Source organism: Hydrogenispora ethanolica, from assembly GCF_004340685.1.
Lineage (GTDB): Bacteria > Bacillota > UBA4882 > UBA8346 > UBA8346 > Hydrogenispora > Hydrogenispora ethanolica.
On the sequence record NZ_SLUN01000012.1, the window covers coordinates 128119 to 141125 of the forward strand.

Genomic DNA, 13007 nt, shown 5'->3' on the forward strand with positions numbered 1-13007 from the left:
CCCTCCGAGAAAGGAGGGGGGGAAGTTTAAACTTCCATGATCTCCTTTTCTTTCATATCCAACAGCTTATCAACCTCGGTAATGAACCGGTCCGTCAGTTTTTGGACGTCATCAAGGGCTTTTTTATTCTCGTCTTCCGTAATCTTACCATCTTTCTCCAGTGCCTTCAGCTTATCATTGGTGTCACGACGCAAGTTGCGAATGGCGACCCTTTTTTCCTCGGCTTCCTTCTTGATCACCTTCACCAGTTCCTTGCGGCGCTCCTCCGTTAACTGGGGGATGGGCAAACGGATGACAGTCCCGTCATTCACGGGATTTAAGCCGAGATCCGCTTTCTGGATGGCTTTTTCGATTACGCTTAAGACCGATTTGTCCCATGGCTGAATCACCAACGAACGAGCATCCGGCACTGAAATATTGGCCAACTGATTCAAGGGCGTCGGGGTTCCATAGTACTCGACATGGACCTTCTCAAGAATATTAGGATTGGCACGGGAAGTGCGAATGGATTGAAACTCCCGCTTGGTAGCCTCAATCGCACCCTTCATGTGATTCTCAGTTTCTTTCAGTAAATCTTTGATCAAAACTAATCCTCCCCTCTCACAAACGTTCCGATTTTTTCGCCCATTACGATTCGCCGGATATTGCCAACCTCATTGAGGTTAAAAACCACGATCGGAATTTGATTATCCATGCACAGTGAAGTGGCTGTGGAATCCATAACCCTTAAGCGCTGCTGCAACACTTCCATGAACTTTAAGTCTTCAAACCGGACTGCCATGGGATCGATCTTGGGATCGGCGCTATACACGCCGTCCACCTTTTTGGCCATCAAGATGATCTCGGCTTCGATTTCTGCCGCGCGTAAGGCAGCGGCGGTATCCGTCGAAAAATAAGGGTTTCCCGTACCCGCGGCGAAGATAACCACCCGGCCTTTCTCAAGATGGCGGATAGCGCGCCTCCGGATATAAGGTTCGGCAATTTGCCGCATCTCAATGGCGGTTTGAACTCTTGTCGCAATCCCGAGCCTTTCAAATCCATCCTGCAGGGCTAAGGAATTAATGACCGTGGCCAACATTCCCATATAATCAGCGGTTGAACGGTCGATCCCGGCATGGCTGCCTACCGCGCCTCGCCAGAAATTGCCGCCTCCCACCACTACCGCTACCTGGACGCCCAGTTCATTCACTTCTTTGGTTTGGCGGGCTATCGTTTCAATTACTTCTTGGTCAATTCCAAATCCCTTCTCACCGGCGAGTGCCTCACCGCTGAGTTTTAACACAATCCTTTTATATTTTGGCGTCATTTGCAATATACCTCCGCCATTGAAATATATATTTTCGCGAATTGCATAACAAATCCTGCTAAGCGACAGAAAAAAGGAACACTTTCGTGTTCCCCCATTCACTAGCCTTTGATCTGGGACATAACCTCAGTGGCGAAATCGTCCTTCTTCTTCTCGATGCCCTCGCCCTTTTCAAATCGGGCGAAGCGCTTAATGACGATATCTTCACCGAGTTTGGCATTAAGCTCTTGAATGAGCTTGGTAATGGTCTTGTCATTGTCCTTGATGAACAATTGCTCGACCAAACAGACTTCCTTATAGAACTTATCCAAACGGCCTACCATGATCTTCTCGGCAATCGCCTCGGGCTTGCCTTCATTCATGGCTTGGGCTTTGTAAATTGCTTTTTCCTGTTCTAGAACTGACGCCGGAACTTCATCCCGTTTCACATATTCCGGCCGGGCGGCTGCCACTTGCATCGCCATGTCCTTCACAAAAGCCGCAAAGTCAGGGTCGCCCGCAGTGGCGGCTTTGGAAACCCCGATCTCCACCAGTACGCCGATCTTTCCACCCATGTGGATATAAGAATCGACCGCGCCGTTTTCGGTCAATTCGAAACGGGCAAACCGCCGTACGGCCATGTTTTCGCCAATGGTCGCGATCAATCCGGTCAAAGTCTCGGAAACTGTTTTTCCGCTGCTGATTGTCAAGCCGGCCAGACCCTCAAGATCAGCCGGAGCGTGATCGAGCACAGCCTGAGAAACATCGTTCACAAATTGTTGAAAATCGGGATTCTTCGCGACAAAATCCGTTTCACAGTTGACCTCAACGAGAACACCGGCCTTTTTGTCGACGCGAATTAATGAACTGACCAAGCCCTCCGCGGCAACCCGGCCGGCTTTCTTCGCGGCCGCTGCCAAGCCTTTTTCGCGCAGGAACTCAATGGCTTTATCTAAATCCCCATTCATTTCGGACAACGCTCTTTTGCAATCCATCATTCCGGCGCCGGTCCGTTCACGCAACTCCTTCACTACGGCGGCAGAAATTTCAGCCATAATCTTTCCCCCTCGTTCAAGATTGAGTCTTTGGAATCATTGATAAAAAGGGGTGGAACTTCTAATGTATCCACCCCAAAAGTTTTTATACCTCTTCAACCAACTCGATGTCGGAAACTGGTTCTTGGGTTTCAGCATTGGTGGTGGCCTCAGCTAATTGCTCTCCTTGCCTGGCTTCAATCACCGCGTCGGCGATTTTGCCGGCCAGCAATTTCACGGCTCGGATGGCGTCATCATTGCCGGGAATCACCGCATCGATCTCATCGGGATCGCAGTTGGTATCCACAATTCCGATCAAGGGAATTCCTAATTTCCTGCCTTCGGCTACCGCGATGCGCTCTTTTCGGGGATCCACCACAAAAATGGCGCCCGGCAGTTTGTGCATGTTGCGGATGCCGGAGAGGAATCTTTCCAAACGAACCCGCTCTTTTTGGATCTCAAGGACTTCTTTCTTGGGAAGGGCCTCAAAAGAACCGTCTTGCTCCATCTGCTCGATTTTGCGCAACCGATCGATCCGGGACCGAATCGTTTTGAAGTTGGTGAGCGTTCCGCCCAGCCAGCGTTGGGACACATACGGCATCCCGCAACGCTCGGCTTCCTCTTTGATGGCGTCCTGCGCCTGTTTTTTCGTGCCTACGAACAGAATTGTTTCTCCGTTCTCAATAACCGAACGGGCGAAAGAATAGGCTTCCTCAACCTTCTTGACAGTTTTCTGCAAATCAATGATGTAAATGCCATTTCTTTCGGTGAAGATGTACTGAGCCATCTTCGGGTTCCAACGTCTCGTCTGGTGACCAAAATGCACGCCGGCTTCCAATAATTGCTTCATGGAAATCACAGCCACATTAGCCACCTCCTTTCTTTGGTTTTTTCCGCCGCTCGCCTCATCTGAGCCAGGCCTGCCTAAAAAACAGGACCTCCGGTCTCATCGGCCAGCGTGTGTAGTCAATACACCGCTAAATAGTATAACACAATGTTATTCAAAAGAAAAGCCAAAATTTTCATTGGATCACTTTCCTTTGATACTGCGACTTATGCTCGAAAATTAGCCGAATCATTGGCTTTCACTGACAAGTTTTAAATTCTCCCGGTAAATGTCGCGAATCAGGCCAGCCACGGTTGTAACTTACTGGTGATCGTCGGTTTCGGATACGCGCCCACCATGCTGTCGACCTTCCGCCCGTCTTTGAAGATGAGTAGTGTCGGAATGGACATGATACCATACTCTGCGGCTAAATTCGGATTTTCATCGACATTGACTTTGACGATCTTCAGCCGGCCATCGAATTCTTGCGCCAAATCCTCCAATACCGGCGCGACCATCCGGCATGGACCGCACCAGGGAGCCCAAAAATCAACCAAGACGGTCTTATCGGAACGAATCACTTCCGCTGTAAAAGTCTGCTCCGTCAAATTTAACATTTCAGTCACCTCATTCAACGATTTGATATACCCCTATAGGTATAGAATATCAAAAAAAGACGCTTGGTTCAATAGGTCAATGGCTTTTTTGAGCGATTGGATAAAATCGGGGATCAGGCGAAGGCTCCAAGCATTAGCCCTTTCGCACGCTCTGAGAACGAGTTGGAGCCGGAACGATCCGGCTACGCGGTTTTGCCGTTCTTCCCAACCCTTGAGAAAGCATTCTCGATAGATAGGCGGATCCTCCGAAGCGTTTGGACGATCATCCGGACGCTTCGGAAAGTCGTTCGAAGCATTCGGCAGAGATGCCGGAGCCGCCGGACGATCTTCCGGACCTTTCGCAAGGTCGGACGGAAACTTTGGCAGACATGCCGAATCTTTAAACAATTTTTCCCGAGTTTTCGGAAAAAGGATCGAGTTGCATGACCATTTACAAAAAAATAAAGATCCCCCCTCATCGGAGGATCTTCTCTTGCCGAACCAAAGAGCCCGGGATTATTCCTCTCCAAACAGCATGGAGTCCGTGAAAATATCCATGAAATCCGGCTCCTCCGCCAGGTTGACATCTTGAATCGAGCGAGTTTTGGCGAGCAGTTCCTGAAGGCGGATTTTCGAAATCAAACATTGTACGGCTCCTACCCCTGCCGTATTTCCGACCGTTCTCACGCGCTGTGGCGGCACCTCCGGGATCAAACCGAGCAAAATCAGATCGGCCACATCCAGGAAATTCCCGAAAGCCCCGGCAATATAGATGGTTTCGAGTTCGGAAGCAAGAATCCCCGCGCGGCGGAGCATCAGTTCGATGCCGCAACGGATGGCGGCCTTTCCCAATTGAAAACTGCGGATATCTTCCTGCGAAAGATAAACCGGCCGGTTCTCGTCTCGCGTAAGATAATACCGTTTCGCTTGGAGATCGAGGTTCGGATCGACGCAATCGTTGGCAAAACCGCCGCTTCCGGTGATCACTCCCCGTTTGAAGAGCTCAGCCACGATGCGCACCAGACCGGAACCGCAAATTCCCAAGGGCGGCTGATTGGCGACGGTTCGGACCTGAAGCTCCGAACCGTGATAACCGATGTCAGTAACCGCGCCGGGCAGCGCCATCATTCCGCAGGAGAGCCGGCCGCCTTCAAAAGCCGGCCCGGCCGCTGTAGAGCATGCAAATAAATCCCCGTTCCCCGCCAGGACGATTTCACCATTGGTGCCGATATCCAGCAAGAGTTCTTTGCGATGGGGGTCCAATTGGCAAACCAATGCTCCTGCGGAAATATCGGATCCGACATGCCCGCCGATCCCCGGCAGGATAAAAACGGCGCCCTTGGGGTTCATGGCGATTTCCAATTCGGACGGAGTTAGAATCAAAAGGCTCGTAAAGACCGGACGAAACGGCGCCTTTCCCAAGGCGGCAGGGTTGATTCCAACCAGCAGATGGAGCATGCAACTGTTTCCCACACAATTGAGTTGGATAATCTGTTCGGTGCCCAAATGATTGGAGCGAATCAACTGACCGATCAGCTCATTGACAGCGCCAATAATGGAGCGGTGCAATTCTTCCAATCCTGCCGGTTCGGCCGCATGCTGGATGCGGGAAATCACATCCGCGCCATAGCGGGCTTGTGGATTGTAGCATGATGCTTTATTCTCCACCGCACCCGTGCCGAGATTGACCAGGTAAGCGGCGACGGTGGTGGTCCCGATATCGATGGCCGCGCCATACTTTACCTCCGGTTCAACAGCATTGATAGCTCCAATGATCCGGCCGTTAAAAAATTCCAACATCACCGTGGAAGCCGGCGCGGCATTGGCGATGGCTTCAAGGGCGACCCGCTCCGGCGGACAGCTGAGGTTAAGTTGGCGCGCGCACTCTTCCCAATCGGCCGGGGCGGCCAGCGCTTTGCTTTCCCAGAGCGGATTGAGGGCAACCGCTTCACCGGCTCCCTCGGTAAGAATCTGCCCTCCGGACGGTTCGGCGAATTCGATAGCCGCCGGTCCGCGGAGCACGGTTTGACATGCCAACCTGACTCCTCCGGCTAGTTCTGCCGCACTTAAAAGCCGGGTCTCATTCTCAGTGGGCGGGCTCACTTCGCCTTCAACTCTCACGCGGCATTTCCCGCAGGTGCCATTGCCATTGCAGGGAAAGCCGAATTGAGAAGCATAGGAACGGAGCAATTCGCCAACGGTTATTCCTTTTTTGCCCGGAACAACCCGATTTTGGTTTGTCAAATTTACGTTGAACGTTTCCATGGTAATCCTCGTTGATCGGTAGAATGATTGAGCAGCCTCAGATTTCTTCTATCATCCCATATGGCATCATGTCTTCGCAAGAAAATTTCGTGGTAGCGCCGAAAAAAATCTGATTGCGAAATAAATATGGCTGATCGACATATTTTAGCGCCACCCCTATCGTTTTACGATTATTTAGGTGGTTTTCGGTTTCGATGATTTAATCTTCCCGTACAATTTGAAGGACTCATAAAAAGCCCGGAAAATGACACTGAGCTTTGCTCCCGTCGGCCTTCCCTCTTTTCGAGGATAATGGTGAACCCCTATCTCCAGTATCCGATACCCGCCGTTCCGAATCTTGGCTAACAATTCCAGGCTAACAAGGGCGCCGGTTGATTCAATGGCGATCTGTTCGAGAACTTCCTTTTTTAATAGTTTAAAGGCGCAATCGATATCTTTGAATTTCAGATCAAAAAGCAAACGTGCCCAGAGATTCCACCCCCATGCATTTATCTTTCGGATGACCGAATCGACCCGCCGAATACGGTAACCAATCACTGCGTCAAGCGTCGGGTCTTTTTCCATGACATCGATAAAGCCAATCAATTCGCTTAGATTAAATTGCAAGTCACAATCGGAAAAGAAGATCAATCCGTAACGGCAGCTAAGAAAACCGGTTTGTAACGCTCCTCCATAGCCTTGATTCTTGAGATGCTTTTGTAATACAACATGCTGATTCCGCCGCACATAACTGCTTACAACCTCGGAAGTCCTATCCTTGCTGCCGTCATCCACAACGATGATCTCATATTCGCAACCGAGCGGTTCAACCACAGCAAGGGATTTGTCGATTGTCACAGCCACATTCGCCTCTTCGTTGTAGGCTGGGAAAAACAAGCTGATCCCTCTTTGATGAAGTAGCGGTTGGTCTCCTTGCGGCATTGGTCTCACCTTCGTCAATTGGACTCTGGATACTGGCATTCTTAAAAAACCCAGTCTTTCGGGAACCAACGTAAAAATTTTTCAATGTAATCTACAGATATTTCCAGCCCCGAAATTGCCGGATAAAATAACAACCAAGCACCGGCAGCCATGCCGGCCATAATCAAAACAGCTCTCCGTCCGCTGCGATTCATCTTCCACAAGGGTTCAACTGCGAAGGCCGTACTGACATAAAGAAGCGGCAAAACCGGATAATAGTGATAAATGAAGGTCACCCGCTTCACGAGAACCCATGGCAGATATACCGCCAAGAGACAAATGAAACAATAGTGCATCACCGAAAAACGGCGCTGCTCCAACAGGTGGTAAATGATTAGCACTAAAGAACAAAGGCCGGGCAACCAGACCAACGGATTGCCGAGGCTTACAATGATCTCCTTCATTCCCGGACCGGAATATCCGCCGGAATAGAGCCATAATGGCTTAAAATTAAATGGCCAGCCCCACCAGGAAGAAGCGAAGGGATGCGTCGCAGTCAGCCCGGAATGATACTGATACATCCATTTCTGGCTGGCCAATACCTCTCTCACACTATCCCAGCTAAATATCCCCGCCACTTGGGAGCATTTAAGGAACGGGATGTACGATACAAAGTAAATGGCTGGGACAATGAGCAGAAACAGCAGTAAACCGCTGACTATCGTAGGAACCAGATTCTTTTGGAAATACCAAAAATGCTGGAATTCTCCGTTTGAATGTTTACTGCCGAACCACTGTCGGATTTTCAGAAGTATGAAGCAGCTCGATGCACCGGCGAAAGCATAAACACCGGTCCATTTGGTGGCAACGGCTAAAGCAACGGAACAAAAGACCAAAACCAGCGTGGCATAAGGAATTTGAGAAGCGTCCGTTGCTTCTTGTCTCCGAAGATACTGGAATGTGAATATCCACAGCAGCGTCATGAAGAAAACCGAAGTCGTATCGATGCTTGCGTATCGGCTTTCCACAAATGGCATAAAATCAAGACAACCAATCAACATCGTCGTATAGGCCGCGAATCGCGAGGCCAACACCTGGCGCCCCAAGAAAAATAAGGCTACCATCAGAAAGATCCCGGTCAGAGCATGGCTAAAACGCATCCCAAAAGGAGTCATGCCGAACATGAATATTCCTGAAGCAAGCCAATCTTTTCCCAGCGGTGGATGCGTTGTCTCGTAAACGGGGTATCCTTTGATAAACTCATAAGCGGTTCGACCGTGGTAAATCTCGTCAAAATAAGTGCTATTCAAAAAAGTCGGCCTTTCCGCCATGATCGCTTGTTCATCGAAAAGTGGATGCGGCGCGGCAGGAACAAGTTTCCCATCCGTTTCCATTACCAATTGTGGTTGAATTAAGCGGTCATTTCCATCCAAAAAGCCGATTTCATTGATTCTACCGGTCCGCGGCCGCGGAATCAGTTGAATTCTTTCAACGCCGGAGGCAAAGAACCGTTGCCGTTTTAAGACATAATAACCGTCGGTCGCCACGACGGTCGATGGAGTCCATTTGCCGTTGACCCACTGGGCGACCGCGAATTGACCCGTTTCTTCGGCATCATAAATGACTAGCGTCTGGATGTCGACCGGTTTATTGAACCGTACTTCCACCGTTTGGCTGGGTGAATTCAGAGAGACTCCCGTTTGGGGGGTTGCCCATGAACCCAGCCGATAAAAGACGACTCCTCCGTAAGCTAACGCGATTAGCCCAACCAGCAAAAGGTCTTTCTTTCGCAACTGAAATGGGGTAATCTGAATTTTACGAATAAGCGCGGTGCGAAGTTCAGTCATATATTGTTTTAAAAAGAATTTGACGGAGCGATTTTGTTCACCCAATTGCATCTGGAACCGCACGAAAGCGCAGAGGAAGATTCCTAAGTTTACAATCGCCAAAATATAAATTGCTCGGCTATAGCTCGAATTCTGAAATGGCTCCAGTGCATTGCCCATACCGACCTGCAGATTGATAAGCAGTGATAAACTCAAAAATACAGCCCAATAGTAGCTTGGTTTATCCCGATAGTACCCGGCGATTAACCACAATAGAACGACCGGTGCTAATAGTTCACGCGCTTGGAGCCCAGGTGTAAATAAAAACCAGGAAAACAAGCTAATAAACGCGGCTACGATGAGACCCCCCACGGTTTTTCTATGCCACAAATAATAACAGGCATAACTGCTCCCCAAAAGAAATAGAAAGACCATTCCCCCTAAACTCATATTCGTCCAAAAATTCTTCGACTGAATCGTTTCATTTCCGATCAGCATTACAAAGTTTGCCGCTATCATTTTCGAGCTACGCTCTGGTGCTCCATGATAATTAGCGTATTGCATATACCCCGGACTCACTCCGGCGGGCCAGAAGATTAATAAAGACGCTATCAAAAACAACAATCCGACCAAAACGAATCGGATCGCCGAGCGCAATCCGAACCGGCGATGCTGATAAATCAATAATAATGGCAGCAAAAAGCCTACTTCAATTCGAAAATATGACCCGATTCCCCAGAGTACGGCCGCGACCCAAAACTTCTTGATTCGTAAAGTAAGCATGATCAAAGCTGTAAGGAATATAGCGGCTAGTTCCCCCAGATACGCAATTCGGGATTGATCACTTATGGATGAGAAAAAGAAAATTATTACACCGAAAAAAAACAAACCCAATAGAAAATCTTTTTTTCGAATCAGGAGGAAGAATGTCATAGCAATTCCGAATGTAAGACCGAAATTGAGCAATCTAGGCAACCATACCCCATGAGCATTTTCGAGAATAGTAGAAACAGAGAGAATATGGGAAGCCGAAACCGGTCCGATATCCGAGTACGAGTAAGGGATGCGAAAAATCACTGCCACCAGCGTTATCATACCAATGGCTATCCCGCAATGGTTTTGAAAGAATAAACTCCATCGGTTACTTCGAAGCAAGCCAATTTCAGATCTCGTGGGGAGAATTCCCATGAGCAGGACCAGAAAAAGGCCCATCGCCAAGAAGGCCATAAATAATCCTCCAAAGTTAATTCGGAAAGATAAACTCCGCAATAGGAGCCGTGATGATGTTACTGATTCTTGAACCTTTAACAGATAAGAGCGCTTCAATGACATTACTTCCACTGCAACACGCTTATCGATGGCCTTGGAGTCAAACGGCCAAAACCGGTTCAATAGAAAATTAAATCAAAAAATAATAAAAGCTGATGAGTTGGCATAGAGATACCATCAGATGAAACTTTAAACATGGATTTTGTGAACACAAATAACAACGCCCATTTACGAAGTTGAGCCTATGTAGGTAACGGAGAATTTGGCCGAAGGTCTCCCATTTAAAACTCGGTAATCGAAGAGTTATCCTTAAATTTCTCAGCAAATACCGTTAAATTTTTCCCACTCATCCCGCCTATTGAATTTGACGATAACAAAATTAAATATAACTTCGGTGAAATTTTTCCAAATCCTTCAAGCCGGAGGAATAGACTCTGGCATATAAACGTGAATTAAGTTCCGGAAAAAAATATCTTGCTGCTTCAATCTTCAAAAGGATTTAACAATTTCTCGTCAAACTACTTATTTCAGTGCAAAGCTCACCGACAATCACATCCTCAGTTTATTCGGGGGTAATCGATGCTAGTCAATACCAAGCTGCAATATCGTCTATTAGCTCGAAATACTCGTTATTCTTTTATAGACGGTATTACCTTTGCTTTAATGCAAGGAGCGACCGTTCCGTATCTTGGATTGTATATCCTACGTTTCGGAGGCTCCGCAGATCTAGTCAGTTTAATTGCGGCCATTCAGCCGGTCGTGTTATTCATTGGTTCTTTACTAGCCGCCTCATACGTCAACCGTTTTGAAAGAAAAAAAGACGTAGTCATCCCCTATAGCCTGGCAGTCCGTCTCGTTCTACTGCTAATCGCAGCCATTCCCTTATTGCCGGGTTCGTGGTACCCTTGGGCGCTTTTCGTCTTCTGGGGACTCATGTACGTTCCTTGGGCTTTTTCGGGTCTCTCCTGGTCATTAATGATTAGTAACATCGTTCCGGATTCGCAACGCGGCAGTTTTTTTGGTACCCGCAATGCGATTACGGGTTTCTCCACTTTAGTGGGGACTTTTCTGACTGGATTGGTTTTAGCCCGAATGCCATTTCTCCCCGCCTTTACGATGATTTTCGTTCTTTCTTTCATCAGCACAATGATTTCCCAATATTTTCTCACCCTTCATATGGAACCGGTAGTGGCAGGACCCAATGAGCCCAAAAGAACTATCAAACCCGGAAAAACCAGCCTAAATCTACGTGATAATCTCCTAACCTTCCAACATCCGCTTTATGGCCGGATATTTGCCTTAAGCTGCGTGGCACTCTTTGTCTTTCACATCGGCTACTCCATGGCTATCCCTCTTTATATGCTTCGACAAGTGAAACAATTAGGGTTTGATAACACCCTGGTCGCTCTAATTACCACCGTACAAAGCCTCACCGCCTTGGTCGGCTCCTATATTGGCGGGCGCAGTTCTGATCGCTGGGGATATCGTTATGTCTTCCTTTACAGTACCTTACTTTCAATTATTCCCCCGCTCATCTGGGCAGTTACAAATCAGCTTCCCTGGCTGATTCTGGCGTCGTTGATCAATGGCTTGGCTGGAAACGCCTATATGATTTGTTTTCTTTATATGGTTTTGGCCCACTCGCCTTATGAAAACCGCTCGCGCTTTGTCGCGGTGAATACAGCGATTGGCAATCTAGCCGGCACGATCGGACCTTTACTTGGCATGTTTTTAATTAAGGCTCCAGCCATCAACATTCAAGGCGCGCTAATCATTGCGGCAGTCTTTATGTTGAGCGGTTCTCTGTATGCATTCCGCGTCGCGAAAGATGGAAATTTTTAAAGCTGAAGTATCGTTACCTTACTTCCACTCAATAGTCGTTGTTGTGGTCAATGCCTAATGGATTAAAAAGGAAATCCGTTCGATCATTTCCCGCAGCTCGATAGGGTTGTTCCGGGAGACCGGAATGGTTTTACCCTGTGTAGTTAAAAGTCGATCGGGCAATCCGCCGTATTCAATACTGACAATTTCCGGATTGGTTTGGCGTAACATTGCGGCGAAGAGTTGATAATCGACCTCATCAAGCGCGGTATGGGTATCGATGATTCCTTCCGTACGCTGCCACACGCCGGACAAATGAATTTCCCGTACCCGTTCAAGCGGCATCTTCTCCAAAAGCTCATACAAATCAGTCTTCGTACTCCAAGCAGTACACCTCGCATGGGCGATATCCAATAGAAAATCACAATGTTCACTTGCACAGATTTCCGAGATAAACCAAGGTTCGGAGGCGATTCGGTAATGTTGGCCCCAGTGATAATATGGAAAATTTTCAATAACTAGCGGAATTCGGAGGCATGCCTTCACTTCCCGGATTACCTTGCGATAGTGCTCCCGCAGGTGCTCTGCGATGGAAAAATCAAGTTGATGCTGGTAATCTGAGAGTTCCGGAAAATAATCGACTTTAGCTTCCAAATGCGTTGAGAGATACGTGGAGCAACCTTCTTTGAGTGCCCGCAGCACTGCGGGCTCATTAAACCGGAGTTTTGGGTCAGGGTGGCCCAAGGCGATAATGCCTACCTGCGCTAAATGCGGCAGAAGAGGTCGAAATTGCTTGCCGTGCTCAAATTGCCGCCAGGATCCTGGGAACGGTTCGGTGGGAACTTTAATCATATCCACTGGAAGCTCTGGATCTGACTGAATAAGCGATATCAAGGCATCAGAGTAATTTACCGCGAGTTTCATTTCTTTACCTCGTACTATTCATTTTACATACTTTTTGATCTTACATACTTTTTGATCTTACATACTTTTTGATCTTACCTCAAAACTTCTAAAAATTAAAGGGTAACCCGGCATATCTTCAATGGGATCAATAGAGCGGATCTTATCTGTTTGACAATTGCATAAATTAACCTGTTGTGCTAGATGAAGTTAACCAAAGACAAGATGTTTGATCTTTGAAAACTGCATACTATGTCCGATAAGCATATTGATGAAATAGCA

At 48.0% G+C, this 13007-nt stretch carries 10 protein-coding genes; 1 reads left to right on the forward strand and 9 read right to left on the reverse strand.

All coding sequences use genetic code 11. From position 1 onward, the window contains the following. Nucleotides 1–26: 26 nt before the first annotated feature. The 8 genes from frr to EDC14_RS11525 all read right to left on the reverse strand — a co-directional run bounded on the left by frr (nucleotide 27) and on the right by EDC14_RS11525 (nucleotide 9959). A complete protein-coding gene (frr, locus tag EDC14_RS11490) occupies nucleotides 27–584 on the reverse strand; it encodes a ribosome recycling factor (RefSeq protein ID WP_132014432.1) in 558 nt (185 codons plus the stop codon). 2 nt (nucleotides 585–586) lie between these two features. After that, the gene (gene pyrH, locus EDC14_RS11495) at nucleotides 587–1306 is read right to left on the reverse strand and encodes a UMP kinase (RefSeq protein ID WP_132014433.1); all 720 of its coding nucleotides are present in this window, start codon (nucleotides 1304–1306) and stop codon (nucleotides 587–589) included. A gap of 101 nt (nucleotides 1307–1407) precedes the next feature. Beyond that, nucleotides 1408–2340, reverse strand: a complete 933-nt coding sequence (gene tsf, locus EDC14_RS11500; RefSeq protein ID WP_132014434.1) for a translation elongation factor Ts — start codon at nucleotides 2338–2340, stop codon at nucleotides 1408–1410. A gap of 85 nt (nucleotides 2341–2425) precedes the next feature. Beyond that, the gene (gene rpsB / locus EDC14_RS11505; protein WP_132014435.1) at nucleotides 2426–3184 is read right to left on the reverse strand and encodes a 30S ribosomal protein S2; all 759 of its coding nucleotides are present in this window, start codon (nucleotides 3182–3184) and stop codon (nucleotides 2426–2428) included. Nucleotides 3185–3444: 260 nt separating this feature from the next. Then, a complete protein-coding gene (gene trxA, locus EDC14_RS11510) occupies nucleotides 3445–3771 on the reverse strand; it encodes a thioredoxin (RefSeq protein WP_341540158.1) in 327 nt (108 codons plus the stop codon). Between the two features lie 486 nt (nucleotides 3772–4257). Continuing rightward, on the reverse strand, nucleotides 4258–6006 hold the full coding sequence (locus tag EDC14_RS11515) for an ASKHA domain-containing protein (RefSeq protein ID WP_132014437.1): 1749 nt from the start codon (nucleotides 6004–6006) through the stop codon (nucleotides 4258–4260). Nucleotides 6007–6180: 174 nt separating this feature from the next. Next, the gene (locus EDC14_RS11520) at nucleotides 6181–6927 is read right to left on the reverse strand and encodes a glycosyltransferase family 2 protein (RefSeq protein ID WP_165907963.1); all 747 of its coding nucleotides are present in this window, start codon (nucleotides 6925–6927) and stop codon (nucleotides 6181–6183) included. A 41-nt stretch (nucleotides 6928–6968) separates the two neighbouring features. Continuing rightward, nucleotides 6969–9959, reverse strand: coding sequence for a phospholipid carrier-dependent glycosyltransferase (locus tag EDC14_RS11525; protein ID WP_165907964.1), 2991 nt, complete (start codon nucleotides 9957–9959; stop codon nucleotides 6969–6971). Between the two features lie 621 nt (nucleotides 9960–10580). Between EDC14_RS11525 and EDC14_RS11530 the strand changes: the two genes are divergently transcribed. Next, complete coding sequence (locus EDC14_RS11530) at nucleotides 10581–11843, forward strand: MFS transporter (protein ID WP_132014440.1); 1263 nt, start codon at nucleotides 10581–10583, stop codon at nucleotides 11841–11843. 54 nt (nucleotides 11844–11897) lie between these two features. On the opposite strand, the gene EDC14_RS11535 is transcribed toward EDC14_RS11530, so the two are convergent. Then, nucleotides 11898–12746 carry a multinuclear nonheme iron-dependent oxidase gene (locus tag EDC14_RS11535; RefSeq protein WP_132014441.1) on the reverse strand — a complete coding sequence of 283 codons (849 nt, stop codon included), beginning with the start codon at nucleotides 12744–12746 and terminating at the stop codon, nucleotides 11898–11900. Nucleotides 12747–13007: the final 261 nt, after the last annotated feature.